At 41.5% G+C, this 22,290-nt stretch carries 21 protein-coding genes; 9 read left to right on the top strand and 12 right to left on the bottom strand.

What is annotated here, in order from left to right; genetic code table 11:
- The first annotated feature begins 350 nt into the window (after positions 1 to 350).
- The 5 genes from IM676_RS02910 (at position 351) to IM676_RS02895 (ending at position 5,283) form a co-directional block, all read left to right on the top strand.
- Positions 351 to 1,313, top strand: coding sequence for an RNA-guided endonuclease InsQ/TnpB family protein (locus IM676_RS02910; protein WP_318780250.1), 963 nt, complete (start codon positions 351 to 353; stop codon positions 1,311 to 1,313).
- Complete coding sequence (locus IM676_RS20115; protein WP_318780269.1) at positions 1,304 to 1,501, top strand: zinc ribbon domain-containing protein; 198 nt, start codon at positions 1,304 to 1,306, stop codon at positions 1,499 to 1,501. Before IM676_RS02910 ends, IM676_RS20115 begins: the two co-directional genes overlap by 10 nt.
- Positions 1,502 to 1,583: 82 nt before the next feature.
- Positions 1,584 to 2,588, top strand: a complete 1,005-nt coding sequence (locus IM676_RS02905) for an RNA-guided endonuclease InsQ/TnpB family protein (protein ID WP_225880437.1) — start codon at positions 1,584 to 1,586, stop codon at positions 2,586 to 2,588.
- 993 nt (positions 2,589 to 3,581) lie between these two features.
- Complete coding sequence (locus tag IM676_RS02900) at positions 3,582 to 4,205, top strand: GNAT family N-acetyltransferase (protein ID WP_200987653.1); 624 nt, start codon at positions 3,582 to 3,584, stop codon at positions 4,203 to 4,205.
- 556 nt (positions 4,206 to 4,761) lie between these two features.
- Entirely contained in the window at positions 4,762 to 5,283 is a 522-nt protein-coding gene (locus IM676_RS02895) for a hypothetical protein (RefSeq protein WP_200990058.1), read from the top strand.
- A gap of 132 nt (positions 5,284 to 5,415) precedes the next feature.
- Here the strand turns inward: IM676_RS02895 and IM676_RS02890 are convergent, their stop codons facing one another.
- Positions 5,416 to 6,564, bottom strand: coding sequence for a histidinol-phosphate transaminase (locus tag IM676_RS02890; RefSeq protein ID WP_200990057.1), 1,149 nt, complete (start codon positions 6,562 to 6,564; stop codon positions 5,416 to 5,418).
- A gap of 47 nt (positions 6,565 to 6,611) precedes the next feature.
- On the bottom strand, positions 6,612 to 7,250 hold the full coding sequence (locus tag IM676_RS02885) for a YqiA/YcfP family alpha/beta fold hydrolase (RefSeq protein ID WP_200987654.1): 639 nt from the start codon (positions 7,248 to 7,250) through the stop codon (positions 6,612 to 6,614).
- A gap of 130 nt (positions 7,251 to 7,380) precedes the next feature.
- On the opposite strand from IM676_RS02885, the gene IM676_RS02880 reads away from it, so the two are divergent.
- Positions 7,381 to 7,581: a hypothetical protein gene (locus IM676_RS02880; RefSeq protein ID WP_200990056.1), complete on the top strand. Its 201-nt coding sequence runs from the start codon at positions 7,381 to 7,383 to the stop codon at positions 7,579 to 7,581.
- A gap of 64 nt (positions 7,582 to 7,645) precedes the next feature.
- On the opposite strand, the gene IM676_RS02875 is transcribed toward IM676_RS02880, so the two are convergent.
- From IM676_RS02875 to pap (IM676_RS02865), 3 genes are all read right to left on the bottom strand, one after another.
- On the bottom strand, positions 7,646 to 7,873 hold the full coding sequence (locus IM676_RS02875) for a hypothetical protein (RefSeq protein WP_200987655.1): 228 nt from the start codon (positions 7,871 to 7,873) through the stop codon (positions 7,646 to 7,648).
- Positions 7,874 to 8,151: 278 nt separating this feature from the next.
- Entirely contained in the window at positions 8,152 to 9,120 is a 969-nt protein-coding gene (locus IM676_RS02870; RefSeq protein WP_200987656.1) for a methyltransferase, read from the bottom strand.
- Between the two features lie 550 nt (positions 9,121 to 9,670).
- Positions 9,671 to 11,182 carry a polyphosphate:AMP phosphotransferase gene (gene pap, locus IM676_RS02865; protein WP_200987657.1) on the bottom strand — a complete coding sequence of 504 codons (1,512 nt, stop codon included), beginning with the start codon at positions 11,180 to 11,182 and terminating at the stop codon, positions 9,671 to 9,673.
- Between the two features lie 218 nt (positions 11,183 to 11,400).
- Here pap (IM676_RS02865) and IM676_RS19705 point away from each other — a divergent pair, with 218 nt between their 5' ends.
- A complete protein-coding gene (locus IM676_RS19705) occupies positions 11,401 to 12,180 on the top strand; it encodes a GUN4 domain-containing protein (protein ID WP_225880380.1) in 780 nt (259 codons plus the stop codon).
- Positions 12,181 to 12,344: 164 nt separating this feature from the next.
- Here the strand turns inward: IM676_RS19705 and mnmG are convergent, their stop codons facing one another.
- Positions 12,345 to 14,267, bottom strand: a complete 1,923-nt coding sequence (mnmG, locus tag IM676_RS02855) for a tRNA uridine-5-carboxymethylaminomethyl(34) synthesis enzyme MnmG (protein ID WP_200987658.1) — start codon at positions 14,265 to 14,267, stop codon at positions 12,345 to 12,347.
- Between the two features lie 310 nt (positions 14,268 to 14,577).
- Positions 14,578 to 14,934, bottom strand: coding sequence for a hypothetical protein (locus IM676_RS02850; RefSeq protein ID WP_200988866.1), 357 nt, complete (start codon positions 14,932 to 14,934; stop codon positions 14,578 to 14,580).
- Between the two features lie 749 nt (positions 14,935 to 15,683).
- On the opposite strand from IM676_RS02850, the gene IM676_RS02845 reads away from it, so the two are divergent.
- Positions 15,684 to 16,205, top strand: coding sequence for a hypothetical protein (locus tag IM676_RS02845; protein WP_200990058.1), 522 nt, complete (start codon positions 15,684 to 15,686; stop codon positions 16,203 to 16,205).
- 132 nt (positions 16,206 to 16,337) lie between these two features.
- On the opposite strand, the gene IM676_RS02840 is transcribed toward IM676_RS02845, so the two are convergent.
- Both IM676_RS02840 and IM676_RS02835 read right to left on the bottom strand, forming a co-directional pair.
- The gene (locus IM676_RS02840) at positions 16,338 to 17,486 is read right to left on the bottom strand and encodes a histidinol-phosphate transaminase (RefSeq protein WP_200990057.1); all 1,149 of its coding nucleotides are present in this window, start codon (positions 17,484 to 17,486) and stop codon (positions 16,338 to 16,340) included.
- Between the two features lie 47 nt (positions 17,487 to 17,533).
- Entirely contained in the window at positions 17,534 to 18,172 is a 639-nt protein-coding gene (locus IM676_RS02835) for a YqiA/YcfP family alpha/beta fold hydrolase (protein WP_200987654.1), read from the bottom strand.
- A gap of 130 nt (positions 18,173 to 18,302) precedes the next feature.
- Between IM676_RS02835 and IM676_RS02830 the strand changes: the two genes are divergently transcribed.
- Positions 18,303 to 18,503 (top strand): hypothetical protein, encoded by a 201-nt coding sequence (locus IM676_RS02830; RefSeq protein ID WP_200990056.1) that lies wholly within the window; start codon positions 18,303 to 18,305, stop codon positions 18,501 to 18,503.
- Positions 18,504 to 18,567: 64 nt separating this feature from the next.
- On the opposite strand, the gene IM676_RS02825 is transcribed toward IM676_RS02830, so the two are convergent.
- The 3 genes from IM676_RS02825 to pap (IM676_RS02815) all read right to left on the bottom strand — a co-directional run bounded on the left by IM676_RS02825 (position 18,568) and on the right by pap (IM676_RS02815) (position 22,104).
- The gene (locus tag IM676_RS02825; protein ID WP_200987655.1) at positions 18,568 to 18,795 is read right to left on the bottom strand and encodes a hypothetical protein; all 228 of its coding nucleotides are present in this window, start codon (positions 18,793 to 18,795) and stop codon (positions 18,568 to 18,570) included.
- A 278-nt stretch (positions 18,796 to 19,073) separates the two neighbouring features.
- A complete protein-coding gene (locus tag IM676_RS02820) occupies positions 19,074 to 20,042 on the bottom strand; it encodes a methyltransferase (protein WP_200987656.1) in 969 nt (322 codons plus the stop codon).
- 550 nt (positions 20,043 to 20,592) lie between these two features.
- Entirely contained in the window at positions 20,593 to 22,104 is a 1,512-nt protein-coding gene (gene pap, locus IM676_RS02815; protein WP_200987657.1) for a polyphosphate:AMP phosphotransferase, read from the bottom strand.
- Positions 22,105 to 22,290: the final 186 nt, after the last annotated feature.

Below are 22,290 nucleotides of genomic sequence, written 5' to 3'. Positions count from 1 at the left end.
ATGAATTTTTTCAGCTAAGGCTTTACCGTCGAGAATTTTTGCCATTGTTGTGTTCATTGTCAAGGCTGTGAGGCGTTTTTACTTTTCGTAACATAACTACCCTAGGCATTGCGCCTGAGTTTCATAGGGTTTTTTCCATCTAAAAGAATATACTCATATTATTTATCTTCTCAGATTAACTTTCTCCTCTGAACAGGGAAGGATGGAAGAATCATCCCCCTCTACCAAAAAACGCGCACAGTGCCCCTGGTTTCTAACTATGGGGGTGTAGTGCGCTAGAGACTTGGGTCGCATTCCTAAAAATCGTCTGGAAAAATATTACCTTCAAGGTATATTGTTATTAGGAGGTGATGCAAGTGTTTAATCTGACCTACGAATTTAAGCTTAAACCAACTCAAAAACAAATAGCAATATTTGAAGAGTGGTTAGAAACCCATCGACGGTTTTACAATCATGCTTTGGCAGAGCGTAAAAACTGGTATCAGTCTCGTAGTTGCCAGGTAAATGCTTGCAGCCTTCATAGTTGTTACATTATCCCTGCTGATACACCTCGTCCCACATTTGCAAGTCAATGTAAGTCTCTAACTGTTGCACGTAAGCAAAATGAGTATTTAAAACCTGTTAATGCTCAATCTTTGCAGCAAACATTAAGACGACTAGAAAAAGCTTTTGTTAGTATGTGGGAACAAAATCATGGCTTTCCCAGATTTAAGAAACAGGGGCGAATGCGTTCTTTTTCCTTTTCTCAATTAGGTGTAAACCCATTAACCAATAGGTATGTAAAATTACCTGTAATTGGGTTGGTCAAAGTCCGTCAATCCCCTTCAATTCCAGATGGAGGGGTTATTAAACAGGCGGGTGTAGTTAAGCGTGCCTCTGGGTGGTACGTCATGTTAACAGTACAGTGGGATGTAGCCATACCCCAACCTCTGCCACATGGGGAACCAGTAGGAATAGATGTCGGTCTAACAAATTTTATAGCAACTTCTGATGGTCTTTTAATCAAACGTCCGAGATTTTTTGGAGATGCTGAACGCAAGCTGAAATTGCTGCAACAGAGTGTTGCCAAAAAACGGTTAGGCTCGAACAATTGGCACAAAGCACAAAAAAAAGTTGCGAAATTACATGAGTACGTTACTAATTGTCGTCAAGATTGGCACAGAAAGTTGTCTCATCAAATCTGTGACAACGCCGGGATGGTGTTTGTGGAAGATTTAAATTTAGTTGGCTTATCCCGTTCAATCCTAGGTAAACATTGCCTGGATGCTGGATTTGGTCAGTTTTTTAAAATCCTTCAACAAACCTGTTTTTAAAGCGCGATGTCTATTTTCAAAAGGTAGACTCACGTAAAACCAGCCAAATCTGCCCTAACTGTGGAGTTGAGACTGGTAAGAAAGAACTGTCGGAGCGTACTCATGTTTGTTCAAATTGCGGGTATACAACAGATAGAGATGTTGTAGCCGCTCAGGTAGTCGCTACTGCTGTGTCCCCTTCGAGATAAATAAAGTTTATTTCTTCTCCGCTCAGATAGACGTATTGTTAATGTTTTTCCCTTCATAATTGACATACATTGTTAGTATTTAATGTTAGTATATATCAAGGAGGTGAAAACAATGTATGGATGTCAGCAAAACTTAGTTAACCCAGATAATGAACTTAGAGCAGTCCTTGAGTTTATTTGCTCAGAGTCCCATAAACTGACAAATTGTGGTATCTACTACGCTCGTCAGTTATATTTCAAAACTAGTAAGTTGATTGGTAAGTACGATTTAGAGAAAGAATATAAGACCAATAAACATTATCAAGTTTTGCACTCTCAAGCAGCACAACAAATTTTGAGGTCTGTAGCAGAATCATTTAAGTCTTTTAAGGAATTAGATAAGAAGTACAGCAAAGGTAAATTGCATTTTAAGCCCAAGCTGCCGAAATATCGTAAAGGTGCAGGGTATGCACTCGTGACTTATCCCAAGCAAGCATTGAAACTTGTTGGTGATCATATAAAAATACCGCTGGGTAGTACTGTTAAACGTTGGTTTAAACTTGATAGTTTCTTGCTGCCGATGCCTTCAAACCTAAAGTTTGCAGATATTAAAGAATTAAGAATACTACCAAGAAACCGATGCTTTTATGCCGAATTTGTCTATGAGCAAAAGTCATCACCAAAAATTAATTTTAATCCCCAGTATGCTCTAGCTATTGACCCCGGCATCAACAACTGGTTAAGCTGTGTTTCTAATACTGGAACTAGTTTTATTGTTGATGGACGCAAAATTAAATCTCTTAACCAATGGTATAACAAGCGTATTGCGACCTTAAAGGAAGGTAAACCACAAGGATACTGGGATGAACAACTAGCCCATATCACAGAAAAGCGTAACCGACAAGTGAGAGATGCTGTAAATAAAGCAGCTAGATTAGTTGTTGACTACTGCATTAAATACAAAATTGGTACAGTTGTTTTTGGGTGGAATCAAGGACAGAGANTAAAAAAAATTTGTGCTTGCTATAGCCTCAATAATATACAAGTTGGGATGTGGCAGAATTTTTTTGCATTTCTCAAATCTATTGTATTCTTGAGTTCGGCATAGATGATCTTTTTCTCAAACAGGTTACACTCAAGAGATTACACTAATTAATGGTGTGACCATGGAGGGGTCAAACCACCTAACTAAAGTATTTAATATCTAGTATTAATAAAAATGTATTTATTATTACTATCATTTCCCATGAGGATAATTGCTGTAAGAGATGTGTAGAGAGCAATTTTAGATTAACTATTTATTCAAAGACTTATCGCCAAAGGTTTAATTGATACTTTGAGATTTTTTTTAATTACCCGTGGTATGTAATCACCAAATCGTAATTTCATATTGTCTCCATTACCTCTACCCAAAGCAGTACCTCCCTGGGTCGATCGCATATCATTTATTTTATTGAAAAAATGGCTTTAAAACCCCGTTGTTCTACGACGGCTTTTCTTGATTCTTAGAGGTTGTTTGTCAAGTCATGATTAGTGTATCAACTATTGCTTGACCCCACCCTAACCCTCCCCTTGTAAGGGGAGGGGACTGGATTTTATTGTTTTTTGTGCGGTCGGTGAGCGAAGTCGATAGCGTAGCGTGGCGTAAGCCATACTTCAAGATCGGTGAGTATGTCAAGAATACCCTGACTGGAAGTGACCAGAGGGAGGGTCAAGAAATACTCTGAAACTGACCTAAGATGACAAACCGAAAAATATAATTTTGTGTCACCCTTGCACCATTTCTATGATCAAAAACATCCCGTTACCAAAATTGTTACCAGTGATCTGCCACTTTGGCATTACTTTATGATGTTACTTAGTTAAGCTCCTCACACTACACCAAAAGCCGTACGACATCATGTCGTATGGCTTTTTATTCATATCACGTCAAGCCCCACCCCCTGGTGACTGAGGGGGGATGACTGAAATAAGCCATATTTAAGTTAGAATTTGAATGCTAAATCAGTCATTAAGGTTTATATTGAAAAATAATACAGCTTGCTGACTATTTAAGGACATTAGCAAAATTTCCTTTAATTAAATCTATACTAAACTCGCTTTGACATCCTGGTTTTTTGATCCTTACCACCAAGATACGGTTATATCTGCTGCCGAACAAGCTTCCTGGCAGTTCCAAATCCGTGTGGCGACACCTGATGATTTTACTGGTATTGCTCACATCATAGCTGAAAGCTTTCACGGACATCATGGCTTCTGGGGATGGGCTTTTCCCCTAGTACGTTTAGCTATTTATGAGGATCTCAAGCATCGCCTATCATCACCTCCACCCCATCATGTTTGTTTAGTTGCTATTGATACTACTAATGCGGACAGTCATTACTTAGTAGGAACTGTAGAATTAAGTGTGCGGTGGAGTGATTCTTGGATAAAGACGGGGAGAAATTTTCCTTATTTGTCTAATTTAGCGGTTCACCCCCAATACCGTAGACATGGTATCGCCTCAAGACTGCTGATGAAGTGTGAAAAATTCTCTCATGAGTGGGGATTTAATGACCTATACCTCCATGTCTTGGAAAATAACCATCAAGCACAGCAACTTTATTTCAAGTTGGGATATAAGCTGGATAAATCAGAATCTCATGGGAATAGATTTTTTCTCAGACGTTCCCAACAAATACTTTTACACAAACATCTGAGCCTTGACGATAAGACGGAATATTAAGTAGTATTTAATACTTTTAATTACTTAGATAATTGGTGCTATGGTGAATATAAAAGCTATTTTACCAAAAATCAAATCATGCCCATTTGCAGCACTCAAACCTGGCTGACTGTATAAAATTTTGGTAACTAACTTGAGTATAATAAATATTTATGGGTAAGTGTAAATACTCCCAAAAATCCATAGTTATATGTCATCTAAATTTGATGGCATAGATAAATAGGTACTGAGTAAATATCAAAGATAGAAGATGATGGAAAAGTATTATCATCAGACTTAGTGGCTTGTTCACACATTATAATAACTTTGTATTTGCTAATTTAGCTTTATCAAAATTTTAAGAAAAAAAGCTGTTTGGCAGCGAAAAATTTAACTGAATCTCATAGAATATGATTAACTATCTCATAATCAAATGCCAATTTTTTTCTCGTTACATCAACTAGGAGGCTTTTTAAATCAAAAAGTTTTCCTAGACTATTAAAAATCTGATTTGATTTTACCCAACCTAGGGCTGGAAGTGCATAATACTACCAAACTATCTGCAAGTTCAAGAAACATCGATAGCGAGAGTCTCCCACGCTATCAAGCTGCTATGGTATCAACCTACTACCCTGATACTATTCTCTTAGACCATCCTGTGATCACAGATGGGGCTAAGGATTCATATGGATCGGATATCCTCACACTGCTGCACAGTGGGAAGATTTTTGTTGTTAATAGTCGTAGGCGCAATGGGTTAATACTCTTTAAAGGGTATCATGCAGAATTTGCGGGGCCGGGTGCTGCTGTTGGGGGAAATTATGATCATGATTGTGAAATGGTATTACTCATAGGTAATTTGTCCTTGGTAACTCCTGAGTCTTATGAGGAGCGTCAGCAGGCTTATTTAATTAGGCGACAATGGACTCGGTTAATCAAGCAAATTACAGAAACCCCGCTTCCACAGCAGCGAGTTCAGAAAATTATCGATCAATTTGAACAATATTTTTCACCGTCAATTGTGGCTGAAATACCTGATATTGTCTTTGCGCTTTTAGTAGGGGTGTTACCAAGGACAGTAGGAATAGTACGCCGTTGAGGTAATGAATTAAATAAATACAGCACTTTTCAAGTAAATAAAGTACACACCTTAATATCATAAATCTTGTGGGGTGGGCATCGGTGCGGTGCCTACTACCCGTACCCACTCAGATCAAATGCGCTGTCAGTGTTAATATCCCAGAGTTGCTAAACTGGCTTGTATTCTCTCTAAGGTACGGGTGTTTTCCTCCGGTGAGCCGATAGTAATGCGCAGTCCTCCGCTAATTTGGCGCACAAGAGTACCGGAAGTTTTGAGTTTTTGGTGGAGAGTTGTTAATTGCTGGTTTTGATTTTCGGGGTTATTTCCTGGAAGACGGAGGAAGATAAAGTTAGCAGCACTTTTGGTTATTTGTAATCTGGGATGTTGGGATAACAGTTTTATGAGTTTGTCTCGTTCATCCAAAGTTGGGGAAATTGACTCTAGCAAAAGTTGTTTATTTTCCATAGCAGCTAATGCGCCAGCAATTGAGAAGCTAGGAAGATTATAGGGTAAGCGGACTTTTTCTAAGATAGCGATCGCCTGTGGATCACCCACACAATAACCCACACGCAGGGCTGCTAACCGAAAGGCTTTGGAGAAAGTACGTAGAATTACCCAGTTAGGATGTTGGGTTAATTCACCAACCAGGGTACTTTGGCTAAATTCAAAGTAAGCTTCATCAATGACTACCAGAATCTGCTCATTTAAACTTTTTAACCATGCCAACTCCGCCGCAGTCAAACAGTTACCGGTGGGGGAATTGGGATGTACCACAAAAACCACGCGAATGGGGGGAGTTTGAGTTTCTTCTAGGGCAGATTGGGCAGCTTTTAAGTCAATTTCAAAATTATCGGGGTTTCTCTCTACTGTCACTACCGGAATGCCCAAAGTTTTGGCTAAAATTCCATACATGGAGAAAGTGGGATGAGCGACTAAAATTGAGCCTTCTCCCCCCAGACAGGTGGCAATTAATAATGAGCGAATTAGTTCGTCTGAACCATTACCTAGAGAAATATTAGCAGCAGTAAATATAGATGGGGACAGGGAAGCAGACTCATTAACGTATTGAGCGATCGCCTGTTTGAGGCTCTCATGTCCACCGTCAGGATAACGATTTGTTTCAATTACTTGCTCATAGGTCCAAGCCAGCTTTTGTTTTAACTGTGGGGGTAAATCATAGGGGCTTTCGTTGGTATCCAGCCGATCCAACTGGGGGGCCACTCCGGCGGCGGTATCACTGCTGGGGTGAGGTTGATAAGCGGTGAATTGGGCTAAATCTGACCGGATAAAACTCAGCATAATTTTAGTAGTCATTAATAATTAGTCAGGACTTCATATTTTACACCTCAAGGGAACTGGCAGAATCGGTAAATTGCTGGCCAAATTTCTGCCATGACATTGCCTAGGGTGTGGTCGCTGTCTAGTTCTATTAATTCTACCCAAGGACGCGATCGCGCAAATTCCCGACTGGCTGTGATGGGAATCACCTCATCTTGTTGACCATGGAATATCAGGGTCGGTACAGGGCGCTGTAATATTGTTTCTTGGTACTGGGCTGCATCTATGACAAAATTATAACTCAGGGGGAGCGATCGCCCTTCCCCATAGTGGTGAATCATCAGATATTGTTCTTGTTCCCAGCGTTGTATTTCTTGATTCCCCAGTTGAGGTAACCAATGGGATAAAAACCCAAAAGCTGGTGCTAGCAAAACCAGGCGTTGTACTTGTGAATATTGCTGTGCTAGATGAGCACTGGTCAAACCGCCTAAACTAGAACCAATTAAAGTTACCGGGGTAGAATCATCAGGGAATTGGGCTGCAACTTGAGTAATCTGGCGTGTGATAGTTAATTGGGAAAAATTCCCAGCATTCAAATCGGGGATTTTCAGCTTGATGTCAATTTCTGCAAAGCGATCGCTGATATCCTGGGCTTTAGCAGATTTGGGACTGGAAGCAAAACCGTGTAGGTAGATGTAGTCATTCACAACGGTTAACTGATATGAAGGTAAACCCTCCGATAGAGGAATAAATCAATCATCATCACATTTTAGATAGAGCAATTACTAGTTGTGAATTGCTTAGAATCTGCTTATGTTAAATCTACAGGATGTAATTATGTCCGAAGAACAAAAACAAAAATCTGATCATCCAGAAACCACCCCCAGTGCTTCTGGTGGCTATCAAACCCCCATTCAAGCAGATATTCGCAAAACCGGAACTGCGGCTAAAAGTGAGGCTAAACCCACAGCTGAACCTGAAGCACCAGGAGAGGATAGTGTTGCTGGTAGTCCCAATCAAGGGACCGAATCGCGTTAACTGCTGGGAATTGTTTGATTGCAATTCCCACAGCGATCTTAAATTACAGCATTAAATTACAGCATTAAATTACAGCTGCTTGGCGTTGACAATCAAAAACCACCATAAACGCGGTATTAGGTGTTGTTTGGCTCAAGTGCTGCATATAACCCTCTGCATCCGAACGACTGCGAAAGCGAGCCACAATTTCCCGTTGTGTATCAGGGAGTAAACGCGCGATCGCCCAAGAATTGAGACGTGCTTTGTAGCCAGTTGCTGGGGTTGCTGCTTTTTCTTCAGTATTGTGTGGCATAATTTATTTTAACTGCGTGAATTGTTCTCAGAGCTATTGACTGATATTGTGCCAGGGGTGAGCCAATATATTTTTTTTATGTTCTGCCACCTTATTACTCTATTATTTCCAGATTGTCAAGGGTATGAGATGCCTTTTGGACTTAATTAGGCATAATTCTATTTTATACACGGTTACCAAGATAAAATACTGTCGGGGGTATTTCTTGTATCCATTCCTATGAACCCCCGACAGTCAAAGTAAATATGAGAATCTGCTACCATCTAAATACTAAATCTTTATTTACACCCTTCAATCACACAAATATCCTCAGCAGTGCGGATAATCTCAGTTAATTTCAAACCCGCTTGAGCAAATAATTGGTGAAATTCACTTTCGGTTCTTTCTTTTCCTCCGGGACACATCACCAACATATTTAAATCTAACATTTTGGCTGCTCCTGGAATATTACCAGGTTGAACAATCATCTCTAATACCAAGATTTTACTATGCTCATCCATAGCATCTCTACAGTTTTTAAGAATTGTTAATGCTCTTTCATCATCCCAGTCATGTAGAATGTGTTTTAAAAGATAGGCATCTCCTCCCGGTGGCACCGATGTAAAAAAATCGCCACTGACCATTTGACAACGTTCAACAACACCATGTTTTGCCAAAGTAGGTTCAGCATGGGAAATGACATATTCTTCATCAAACAGAATACCTTGCAGATGGGGGTACTTTTGTAAAAATGTTCCCAACATTTCCCCATATCCTCCCCCTATATCAACTAGGGTTTTAAATTGGGAAAAATCATATACATCTAATATGGCTTTTTCTTCCACAAAAGAGAAAGAGTTCATGCACTGCTCAAATATCTCTGCATCTTGGGGATGGGATTTAAAGTAATCAAATACTCCCATACCAAAAGAATGATCAAATGCTGGTTTTCCTGTTTTGACACTATACAGGAAATTTCCCCAAGCTTGATAATGAGGTGCGTCCCCCAACATCACAGCTGTAGCTTGGAGTGATTGGGGATGATCACTACACAAATATTCTGCTAAGGGCGTGAGGATAAATTGTTCAGGCTCTGTTTCCTGGAAAATACCGATACTGGCTAAAGCCCTCATCATGCGGTACAATGAGCCAGGATTACTATCAGTATTTTCCGCGAGTTGTTGACAGGATTGAGAACCTGGTTTCAGGAGATCCGCAATCCCCAATTTGGCCGCCGTGTAGTTGACTTCTCCCCTGGATAGAATCACAGGGGATTCTAAACTGATGTTGCTACGCGGTCTGAAGACACGCTACGCAAAGTTTACGATTTTATTTATTTAAAAATTTGAATAAATAATATCGTTGTGGCACAGTCAAAATGCCCTACCCACCTCGGCTAAAAATAAATCTAGCTGTGTGGCTACTTAAGGAAAACATCTTTTGGGTTTTTCACCATATTTGTGGATGCTTTTTTATCCTAACTAATCAGAAATGCCTTGTCAATAAGTTTTTTGTAGTCAGGATACGACAGGGTAAATCCTGTTGAGTCGCTTTTCATCCCCTCGCTAAAGCGCAGGGGTTCTCACGCTCCCACTATATTTTGATAGCTTGAGATACCCAATAACCGGAAATCATTTGTGATAATTGGGTATGGGGAGAAAATTGAGGTATCACAACTTCACTCATCAATTTACCTAAATTGTTTCAGTGGATTTCCGGATCATATCATGGAAGATTAACCAAACATAATAAAATCTGAGGTAAAAAATAGTAATGGCTTTTATACCGGTATAGGCGAAATCATCAGGGTGCTAGATGTTAGCTATTGCTGTGGTGACGGCGCTTTAATTCTGTCTCAATAGCTTGGACTACAGTTTCAATCACCTTGACGCGGGCGTAATATTTGTCATTAGCAGCGACAATTGTCCAAGGAGCCTTGGGGGTGCTGGTGCGGTGAATGGCTTGATTGACTGCTACATAGTAATCATTCCACTTTTGCCGATTCCGCCAGTCTTCATCAGTAAGCTTGTACTGCTTAAAAGAGTCATTTTTGCGAGATGTAAACCGCTGAAGTTGTTCTTCTGGGCTAATGTGTAGCCAAAACTTAACTAAAACATAGCCAGCAGTGGTTAACTGAGCCTCAAACTCATTAATTTCCCGGTAGGCTCTGCGCCACTCGATTTCCGAAGCAAAACCTTCTACCCGCTCCACTAATACCCGACCATACCAAGAACGGTCAAAAATGCCAATTATTCCAGATGTGGGTAATCGTCGCCAAAATCGCCAGAGGTAATGATGAACTTTTTCCTCATCTGTAGGCGCTGCGAAGGGATGAACAAAGTAACTGCGCGGATCGAGAATATCTGTGAGGCGTTTAATTGCGCCCCCTTTACCTGCTGCATCCCAACCTTCAAATATTACCAGTACAGGAATTTGATGTTTATAAATGCTTAATTGCAACTTGCGTAGTTTTACCTGCTCTTGGAGTAATTGTTCTTCGTATTCTGGTTCTGAAAGACTTAAGCTTAAATCGACTTGTGTGAGTAAGTCTAACTCCGTCGGTTCTAACTGGATTTGTGGTGGTAAAGTGGGGGTGGGAAGCTGAATTTTTAGCCGATCCAATGCAGATGTTAAAGTTGCAGCTAGCTGGGTAAGTACTTTCACTTGCGCCCACCGCTCAGAGTCTGCTTCTACCAGAGTCCAAGGAGCAAAACCCGTACTAGTTTGTACTAGCATCTCTTCTGCATAGCTGGTGTAAAGGTCATAGTGTTTTTCCTGCTTCCAGTCTTCTTTGCGGACACGCCAAGCAGTTAATTCATCTTGGGCGTATTCTTTTAAACGACTTTTCAATTCTTTACGGCTCAGATGTAACCAGAATTTAGCGATCGCCGTCCCATCATCCACCATTTGGCGCTCAAAGGCGTTAATTTGTCCCATCAGGGTGGGTACTGTGGGAACTTGATTAATTCCGACCCGCTCTAACAGACGTTCTTCGAGAACATGAGTATACCAACTGTGATAGAAAAAGCTGATTTTACCTTGAGCGGGTATTTTTTCCCAAAATCGCCAGAGGAAGGGATATTTACGTTCTTCTGGAGTGGGTGGCCAGATAGGATATACATGAAATCCCCGTGGGTCCATATAGGAAACCATTTGCTTTACCAGTCTACCCTTACCAGAAGCAGCCCACCCCTCCAAGACCACAATTACAGGTAACTTTTTATCCCTACAGGCATTTTGCAGTTCTCGCATTTGATACATCAGCCTGTCAATTTCTGACTTGTAGGTGGCTTTATTTAAAGAAACTGTTAAATCTAGTGTATCTAGCATAGCATTGTTTTATCTATGTATTAGCATATTATGGCATACAATTAAAACTCCCTCCCCTGCTGAGATGAGAGGGGTGGGGTGTAAATAAAATTTCACCCTCTACAATCATAGGGGACTGAAAAGATCAAAAAATTCCCCAACCATAGATAAAAATTACCTTGTTCTTTTCACCCCAAAAAAGTTGATAATATTGCCAGATGTAAGTCCCAATATTCACTATGAACAATCAGCAAAAACCCGGAGAATATGATGCTGTCCTTGGTGGTCACAGTCCCAGTCCTGAGTTTGCAGTAGTTTTAGGTGGTCTTGAAGGGGTGATATTCCGGTATAGTGACCCTAACCCCCAGGTGAGAATTGCTGCACTTGCACAAGCTTTAAATTATAGTCAACCAGGTTTAGATATATTAATTCAGGCTTTAAATGACCAGTCCCCACAAGTACAAAATGCTGCTTATTCCTTATTGCAGTCTCGCACAGAAGCCAAGGTAAAACAAGCCGTGAGTATATTTGAAGATGGACCATTAAAGTCAGCTATCGGGGTGGACTATAAGAATCTGCGTGACTTACTTCTACAAAAAAGGTGGAGAGACGCAGATGATGAAACCAGACGGTTAATGTTAGGGGTGGCGAACCGGGAAAAAGAAGGTTGGTTAAACCATGAGAGTATTGATAATTTTCCCTGTGAAGACTTGGGTATGATAGACCAATTATGGGTGAAATACAGTCATGGACGCTTTGGTTTTTCTGTGCAGAAACGCATTTATCAAAGCATTTATCAAAGTTTGGGAGGAAAGAAACAATGGGATTATGATGTTTGGAGAGCCTTCGGGGAAAAAATAGGATGGAGGAAAGGGGGAAGTTGGTTATACTACATTGATATTATTTTTGACCTCACAGCAGTAGAAGGCCATCTTCCAGTTTACGAGTGTTGGTTTGGCGAGAAAGAACTGGTTTGGGGGGTAAATTTCTTTTCTCACGTTGGTACTTGTCAACTGTGAACCCACGGATGTTGATCGCCAGTCCGACTAATTGCTGATACTCAACTGTGGAAACCATCACAGCCCCTGAAAGGTTGCTGATCATGGGGTGATGGTTCCGCCAGCCTAGCTAGTAATATAATCAGACTAATGTCACTTACTAATTGTCCTAGAATCTGCCGTAATTAAGCCGAAGCGGTCAACTCTGACTGAGTTTTAGTTTTACGTAACTCCAAGTATATTAACAAAGCGTTAATATCTGCGGGATTTACCCCCCCAGTCCGTGCTGCTTGACCGATAGTTAGGGGTTTAACACGGGTGAGTTTTTCCCGCGCTTCTTTAGAAAGGGTATCAATTGTGTTATAATCTAAGTCTGCGGGTAGCTGGCGGTTAGCCTGACGGGTAATCTGTTCAATTTGATGTTGTTGTCTAGCCAGATAACCAGAATACTTGATGTCAATCTCTGCGCCTTCTTTTTCCCCTTGGTTGAGGGTGGGGTTTCCCAGTCCGTAACGTTCCAGGTCAATGTAATGGAATCCTGGACGACGGAGTAAATCAGCTAGGGTGATAGAACCTTTAATAGCTTGTTGGGATGCAGAGGCGATCGCCTGACCGATGGGGTCATGTTCCTTAATTCTGGTATTATATAAACGGTCTTTTTCTTGATTAATCTGCGTTTGTTTACTGGTGAACAACTCCCAACGGCGATCGTCAACTAAGCCAATTTCCCTTCCTAAAGGTGTTAAACGTTGGTCAGCATTATCAGACCGCAACAATAACCGATACTCAGAGCGACTAGTGAGCATCCGGTAAGGTTCCCGTAAATCTTTAGTACACAAATCATCAAGCAAAGTACCAAGATAACTATGTTCACGGGGGAAAACAATCATCTGTTTACCCTGAACCAACCGCGCCGCATTAATACCCGCTACAATTCCTTGGGCTGCGGCCTCTTCATAACCCGTAGTACCGTTAATTTGTCCCGCGCAGAATAAACCATTAATTTTCTTAGTCATCAGTGTAGGATAACACTGGGTGGCGGGTAAATAGTCATACTCCACCGCATAAGCCGGACGCAACATCGTACAACTTTCCAACCCCGGCAGAGTGCGTAACATTTGCAACTGCAGATTTTCCGGTAACCCCGTAGAAAACCCTTGAATATATAACTCTGGGATATCCCGTCCTTCCGGTTCAATAAAGATTTGGTGGCTCTCCTTATCAGCAAAGCGGACTATTTTATCTTCAATACTGGGACAGTAGCGAGGTCCCTTAGCTTCCACCCAACCACCATAAACTGGTGATAAATGTAAATTTTCCCGAATTAACCGATGAGTATCTGCATTCGTCCGGGTAATGTAACAGGGAACCTGTTCCCGTTCCACCCACACATCCGGGTCAAAACTAAACCAGCGTACCTCCTCATCTCCTGGTTGGATAGTCATCTTAGTGTAGTCCACCGATCGCCTATCTACCCGTGCGGGCGTACCCGTTTTCAGCCTACCGGTCTCAAAACCCAAGCGGTTGAGAGTTTGGGTCAAACCCTCAGCCGCAAACTCGCCAGCTCGTCCAGCGGCCATAGACTTATTACCTACCCAGATTTTACCACCCAAAAACGTCCCAGTAGTCAAGATCACCGCTTGACATTGAAACCCCACACCAAAATAAGTTTCAACCCCAACCACCTCATCATTAGTACCCAAAACCAAATCAGTAACCATCCCCTCCCGGATAGTCAGATTTTCTTGGTTTTCCACAACACCCTTCATCACCGCCGCATATTCCCGCTTATCACTTTGAGCGCGTAAAGCCCATACCGCCGGACCCCGTGAAGAATTGAGGATGCGCTTTTGTAAATAGGTGCGGTCCGCAACCTTGCCAATTTCCCCCCCTAAAGCATCCACCTCATGGGTCAACTGCGACTTAGCCGGGCCACCCACCGCCGGGTTACAAGGTTGCCAAGCTATTTTATCTAAATTGAGTGTCAGTAGCAAAGTCCGACAGCCCAGACGAGCCGCTGCAAGAGCCGCTTCACAACCGGAGTGACCCGCACCCACCACAATAACATCAAAAGCGTCTTGGAATTCAACGGAATTGTGCATGGTCATACTTACACAGATTAGCAGGTTAAGAGTTACTACAACCGATTGTAACCCAACCACAACACCCTCAAACACAAATCAAAAACAAACCTCTGCGTACCTTTGCGTTGAACAACAGGGGAGCCGGGGGTTAGAAACCCCCGTCTAATAGCTAAAGTCAGATAAATCTGACTAGAAGATCATGTATTTAATTATCTTAACAGAATGTGTCGCCATTCTCTATACTCCCCTCCCTTTACAAGGGGATGGGGTGGGGGTGGGGTCAAACCTCATCGGACGATCTACGCAGGGCGATCGCCCCGTCTCAAAACTCTTATTACCACTTCCGGGGTTGAAAATCCGGCTCATTTAAAATCACCACATCATCACCGCACAGACCCAAAACAAATAAACCTTGACCATAAGCATAATCACGTACCTCATTAGTAACCACCATCCCCGCCACTGCACCCATAGCTTGTACATCTGTATACCGTGGCATGAGGCGCTTAAACTTTTCTAACCCTTGTAAATGCTTATCTACATCGGCTTGATTGGGTTTACTTTTTACCTCAATTAACACCGCTTCGGTATCATTTACCACTAATAAATCAATTTCTAAACCTTCACCCCCGCGCTGTGTAGATAACTCTGGGTAAAGTTCATAGACATCAATACCCCGCTGTTGAAACAACGCTACTACAGCAGGGCGTATTTGCCATTCTACAAACTCATCTAGGTGATTACCTAATTTATCCAGTTGTTGACTTACCTGTTTAATCTGCTTATCAGTTGCTTGAGCTTGCTGTTTAAGAAACCGCTCAGTTTCTTGAAAACGGTGTTCTGTTTCTTGAGATNTGAGCCTTGACGATAAGACGGAATATTAAGTAGTATTTAATACTTTTAATTACTTAGATAATTGGTGCTATGGTGAATATAAAAGCTATTTTACCAAAAATCAAATCATGCCCATTTGCAGCACTCAAACCTGGCTGACTGTATAAAATTTTGGTAACTAACTTGAGTATAATAAATATTTATGGGTAAGTGTAAATACTCCCAAAAATCCATAGTTATATGTCATCTAAATTTGATGGCATAGATAAATAGGTACTGAGTAAATATCAAAGATAGAAGATGATGGAAAAGTATTATCATCAGACTTAGTGGCTTGTTCACACATTATAATAACTTTGTATTTGCTAATTTAGCTTTATCAAAATTTTAAGAAAAAAAGCTGTTTGGCAGCGAAAAATTTAACTGAATCTCATAGAATATGATTAACTATCTCATAATCAAATGCCAATTTTTTTCTCGTTACATCAACTAGGAGGCTTTTTAAATCAAAAAGTTTTCCTAGACTATTAAAAATCTGATTTGATTTTACCCAACCTAGGGCTGGAAGTGCATAATACTACCAAACTATCTGCAAGTTCAAGAAACATCGATAGCGAGAGTCTCCCACGCTATCAAGCTGCTATGGTATCAACCTACTACCCTGATACTATTCTCTTAGACCATCCTGTGATCACAGATGGGGCTAAGGATTCATATGGATCGGATATCCTCACACTGCTGCACAGTGGGAAGATTTTTGTTGTTAATAGTCGTAGGCGCAATGGGTTAATACTCTTTAAAGGGTATCATGCAGAATTTGCGGGGCCGGGTGCTGCTGTTGGGGGAAATTATGATCATGATTGTGAAATGGTATTACTCATAGGTAATTTGTCCTTGGTAACTCCTGAGTCTTATGAGGAGCGTCAGCAGGCTTATTTAATTAGGCGACAATGGACTCGGTTAATCAAGCAAATTACAGAAACCCCGCTTCCACAGCAGCGAGTTCAGAAAATTATCGATCAATTTGAACAATATTTTTCACCGTCAATTGTGGCTGAAATACCTGATATTGTCTTTGCGCTTTTAGTAGGGGTGTTACCAAGGACAGTAGGAATAGTACGCCGTTGAGGTAATGAATTAAATAAATACAGCACTTTTCAAGTAAATAAAGTACACACCTTAATATCATAAATCTTGTGGGGTGGGCATCGGTGCGGTGCCTACTACCCGTACCCACTCAGATCAAATGCGCTGTCAGTGTTAATATCCCAGAGTTGCTAAACTGGCTTGTATTCTCTCTAAGGTACGGGTGTTTTCCTCCGGTGAGCCGATAGTAATGCGCAGTCCTCCGCTAATTTGGCGCACAAGAGTACCGGAAGTTTTGAGTTTTTGGTGGAGAGTTGTTAATTGCTGGTTTTGATTTTCGGGGTTATTTCCTGGAAGACGGAGGAAGATAAAGTTAGCAGCACTTTTGGTTATTTGTAATCTGGGATGTTGGGATAACAGTTTTATGAGTTTGTCTCGTTCATCCAAAGTTGGGGAAATTGACTCTAGCAAAAGTTGTTTATTTTCCATAGCAGCTAATGCGCCAGCAATTGAGAAGCTAGGAAGATTATAGGGTAAGCGGACTTTTTCTAAGATAGCGATCGCCTGTGGATCACCCACACAATAACCCACACGCAGGGCTGCTAACCGAAAGGCTTTGGAGAAAGTACGTAGAATTACCCAGTTAGGATGTTGGGTTAATTCACCAACCAGGGTACTTTGGCTAAATTCAAAGTAAGCTTCATCAATGACTACCAGAATCTGCTCATTTAAACTTTTTAACCATGCCAACTCCGCCGCAGTCAAACAGTTACCGGTGGGGGAATTGGGATGTACCACAAAAACCACGCGAATGGGGGGAGTTTGAGTTTCTTCTAGGGCAGATTGGGCAGCTTTTAAGTCAATTTCAAAATTATCGGGGTTTCTCTCTACTGTCACTACCGGAATGCCCAAAGTTTTGGCTAAAATTCCATACATGGAGAAAGTGGGATGAGCGACTAAAATTGAGCCTTCTCCCCCCAGACAGGTGGCAATTAATAATGAGCGAATTAGTTCGTCTGAACCATTACCTAGAGAAATATTAGCAGCAGTAAATATAGATGGGGACAGGGAAGCAGACTCATTAACGTATTGAGCGATCGCCTGTTTGAGGCTCTCATGTCCACCGTCAGGATAACGATTTGTTTCAATTACTTGCTCATAGGTCCAAGCCAGCTTTTGTTTTAACTGTGGGGGTAAATCATAGGGGCTTTCGTTGGTATCCAGCCGATCCAACTGGGGGGCCACTCCGGCGGCGGTATCACTGCTGGGGTGAGGTTGATAAGCGGTGAATTGGGCTAAATCTGACCGGATAAAACTCAGCATAATTTTAGTAGTCATTAATAATTAGTCAGGACTTCATATTTTACACCTCAAGGGAACTGGCAGAATCGGTAAATTGCTGGCCAAATTTCTGCCATGACATTGCCTAGGGTGTGGTCGCTGTCTAGTTCTATTAATTCTACCCAAGGACGCGATCGCGCAAATTCCCGACTGGCTGTGATGGGAATCACCTCATCTTGTTGACCATGGAATATCAGGGTCGGTACAGGGCGCTGTAATATTGTTTCTTGGTACTGGGCTGCATCTATGACAAAATTATAACTCAGGGGGAGCGATCGCCCTTCCCCATAGTGGTGAATCATCAGATATTGTTCTTGTTCCCAGCGTTGTATTTCTTGATTCCCCAGTTGAGGTAACCAATGGGATAAAAACCCAAAAGCTGGTGCTAGCAAAACCAGGCGTTGTACTTGTGAATATTGCTGTGCTAGATGAGCACTGGTCAAACCGCCTAAACTAGAACCAATTAAAGTTACCGGGGTAGAATCATCAGGGAATTGGGCTGCAACTTGAGTAATCTGGCGTGTGATAGTTAATTGGGAAAAATTCCCAGCATTCAAATCGGGGATTTTCAGCTTGATGTCAATTTCTGCAAAGCGATCGCTGATATCCTGGGCTTTAGCAGATTTGGGACTGGAAGCAAAACCGTGTAGGTAGATGTAGTCATTCACAACGGTTAACTGATATGAAGGTAAACCCTCCGATAGAGGAATAAATCAATCATCATCACATTTTAGATAGAGCAATTACTAGTTGTGAATTGCTTAGAATCTGCTTATGTTAAATCTACAGGATGTAATTATGTCCGAAGAACAAAAACAAAAATCTGATCATCCAGAAACCACCCCCAGTGCTTCTGGTGGCTATCAAACCCCCATTCAAGCAGATATTCGCAAAACCGGAACTGCGGCTAAAAGTGAGGCTAAACCCACAGCTGAACCTGAAGCACCAGGAGAGGATAGTGTTGCTGGTAGTCCCAATCAAGGGACCGAATCGCGTTAACTGCTGGGAATTGTTTGATTGCAATTCCCACAGCGATCTTAAATTACAGCATTAAATTACAGCATTAAATTACAGCTGCTTGGCGTTGACAATCAAAAACCACCATAAACGCGGTATTAGGTGTTGTTTGGCTCAAGTGCTGCATATAACCCTCTGCATCCGAACGACTGCGAAAGCGAGCCACAATTTCCCGTTGTGTATCAGGGAGTAAACGCGCGATCGCCCAAGAATTGAGACGTGCTTTGTAGCCAGTTGCTGGGGTTGCTGCTTTTTCTTCAGTATTGTGTGGCATAATTTATTTTAACTGCGTGAATTGTTCTCAGAGCTATTGACTGATATTGTGCCAGGGGTGAGCCAATATATTTTTTTTATGTTCTGCCACCTTATTACTCTATTATTTCCAGATTGTCAAGGGTATGAGATGCCTTTTGGACTTAATTAGGCATAATTCTATTTTATACACGGTTACCAAGATAAAATACTGTCGGGGGTATTTCTTGTATCCATTCCTATGAACCCCCGACAGTCAAAGTAAATATGAGAATCTGCTACCATCTAAATACTAAATCTTTATTTACACCCTTCAATCACACAAATATCCTCAGCAGTGCGGATAATCTCAGTTAATTTCAAACCCGCTTGAGCAAATAATTGGTGAAATTCACTTTCGGTTCTTTCTTTTCCTCCGGGACACATCACCAACATATTTAAATCTAACATTTTGGCTGCTCCTGGAATATTACCAGGTTGAACAATCATCTCTAATACCAAGATTTTACTATGCTCATCCATAGCATCTCTACAGTTTTTAAGAATTGTTAATGCTCTTTCATCATCCCAGTCATGTAGAATGTGTTTTAAAAGATAGGCATCTCCTCCCGGTGGCACCGATGTAAAAAAATCGCCACTGACCATTTGACAACGTTCAACAACACCATGTTTTGCCAAAGTAGGTTCAGCATGGGAAATGACATATTCTTCATCAAACAGAATACCTTGCAGATGGGGGTACTTTTGTAAAAATGTTCCCAACATTTCCCCATATCCTCCCCCTATATCAACTAGGGTTTTAAATTGGGAAAAATCATATACATCTAATATGGCTTTTTCTTCCACAAAAGAGAAAGAGTTCATGCACTGCTCAAATATCTCTGCATCTTGGGGATGGGATTTAAAGTAATCAAATACTCCCATACCAAAAGAATGATCAAATGCTGGTTTTCCTGTTTTGACACTATACAGGAAATTTCCCCAAGCTTGATAATGAGGTGCGTCCCCCAACATCACAGCTGTAGCTTGGAGTGATTGGGGATGATCACTACACAAATATTCTGCTAAGGGCGTGAGGATAAATTGTTCAGGCTCTGTTTCCTGGAAAATACCGATACTGGCTAAAGCCCTCATCATGCGGTACAATGAGCCAGGATTACTATCAGTATTTTCCGCGAGTTGTTGACAGGATTGAGAACCTGGTTTCAGGAGATCCGCAATCCCCAATTTGGCCGCCGTGTAGTTGACTTCTCCCCTGGATAGAATCACAGGGGATTCTAAACTGATGTTGCTACGCGGTCTGAAGACACGCTACGCAAAGTTTACGATTTTATTTATTTAAAAATTTGAATAAATAATATCGTTGTGGCACAGTCAAAATGCCCTACCCACCTCGGCTAAAAATAAATCTAGCTGTGTGGCTACTTAAGGAAAACATCTTTTGGGTTTTTCACCATATTTGTGGATGCTTTTTTATCCTAACTAATCAGAAATGCCTTGTCAATAAGTTTTTTGTAGTCAGGATACGACAGGGTAAATCCTGTTGAGTCGCTTTTCATCCCCTCGCTAAAGCGCAGGGGTTCTCACGCTCCCACTATATTTTGATAGCTTGAGATACCCAATAACCGGAAATCATTTGTGATAATTGGGTATGGGGAGAAAATTGAGGTATCACAACTTCACTCATCAATTTACCTAAATTGTTTCAGTGGATTTCCGGATCATATCATGGAAGATTAACCAAACATAATAAAATCTGAGGTAAAAAATAGTAATGGCTTTTATACCGGTATAGGCGAAATCATCAGGGTGCTAGATGTTAGCTATTGCTGTGGTGACGGCGCTTTAATTCTGTCTCAATAGCTTGGACTACAGTTTCAATCACCTTGACGCGGGCGTAATATTTGTCATTAGCAGCGACAATTGTCCAAGGAGCCTTGGGGGTGCTGGTGCGGTGAATGGCTTGATTGACTGCTACATAGTAATCATTCCACTTTTGCCGATTCCGCCAGTCTTCATCAGTAAGCTTGTACTGCTTAAAAGAGTCATTTTTGCGAGATGTAAACCGCTGAAGTTGTTCTTCTGGGCTAATGTGTAGCCAAAACTTAACTAAAACATAGCCAGCAGTGGTTAACTGAGCCTCAAACTCATTAATTTCCCGGTAGGCTCTGCGCCACTCGATTTCCGAAGCAAAACCTTCTACCCGCTCCACTAATACCCGACCATACCAAGAACGGTCAAAAATGCCAATTATTCCAGATGTGGGTAATCGTCGCCAAAATCGCCAGAGGTAATGATGAACTTTTTCCTCATCTGTAGGCGCTGCGAAGGGATGAACAAAGTAACTGCGCGGATCGAGAATATCTGTGAGGCGTTTAATTGCGCCCCCTTTACCTGCTGCATCCCAACCTTCAAATATTACCAGTACAGGAATTTGATGTTTATAAATGCTTAATTGCAACTTGCGTAGTTTTACCTGCTCTTGGAGTAATTGTTCTTCGTATTCTGGTTCTGAAAGACTTAAGCTTAAATCGACTTGTGTGAGTAAGTCTAACTCCGTCGGTTCTAACTGGATTTGTGGTGGTAAAGTGGGGGTGGGAAGCTGAATTTTTAGCCGATCCAATGCAGATGTTAAAGTTGCAGCTAGCTGGGTAAGTACTTTCACTTGCGCCCACCGCTCAGAGTCTGCTTCTACCAGAGTCCAAGGAGCAAAACCCGTACTAGTTTGTACTAGCATCTCTTCTGCATAGCTGGTGTAAAGGTCATAGTGTTTTTCCTGCTTCCAGTCTTCTTTGCGGACACGCCAAGCAGTTAATTCATCTTGGGCGTATTCTTTTAAACGACTTTTCAATTCTTTACGGCTCAGATGTAACCAGAATTTAGCGATCGCCGTCCCATCATCCACCATTTGGCGCTCAAAGGCGTTAATTTGTCCCATCAGGGTGGGTACTGTGGGAACTTGATTAATTCCGACCCGCTCTAACAGACGTTCTTCGAGAACATGAGTATACCAACTGTGATAGAAAAAGCTGATTTTACCTTGAGCGGGTATTTTTTCCCAAAATCGCCAGAGGAAGGGATATTTACGTTCTTCTGGAGTGGGTGGCCAGATAGGATATACATGAAATCCCCGTGGGTCCATATAGGAAACCATTTGCTTTACCAGTCTACCCTTACCAGAAGCAGCCCACCCCTCCAAGACCACAATTACAGGTAACTTTTTATCCCTACAGGCATTTTGCAGTTCTCGCATTTGATACATCAGCCTGTCAATTTCTGACTTGTAGGTGGCTTTATTTAAAGAAACTGTTAAATCTAGTGTATCTAGCATAGCATTGTTTTATCTATGTATTAGCATATTATGGCATACAATTAAAACTCCCTCCCCTGCTGAGATGAGAGGGGTGGGGTGTAAATAAAATTTCACCCTCTACAATCATAGGGGACTGAAAAGATCAAAAAATTCCCCAACCATAGATAAAAATTACCTTGTTCTTTTCACCCCAAAAAAGTTGAT

The sequence above is a fragment of the Anabaenopsis elenkinii CCIBt3563 genome (genome assembly GCF_015245355.1).
Taxonomy (GTDB): domain Bacteria; phylum Cyanobacteriota; class Cyanobacteriia; order Cyanobacteriales; family Nostocaceae; genus Anabaenopsis; species Anabaenopsis elenkinii.
This window is presented reverse-complemented; position numbering and strand designations above follow the sequence as displayed.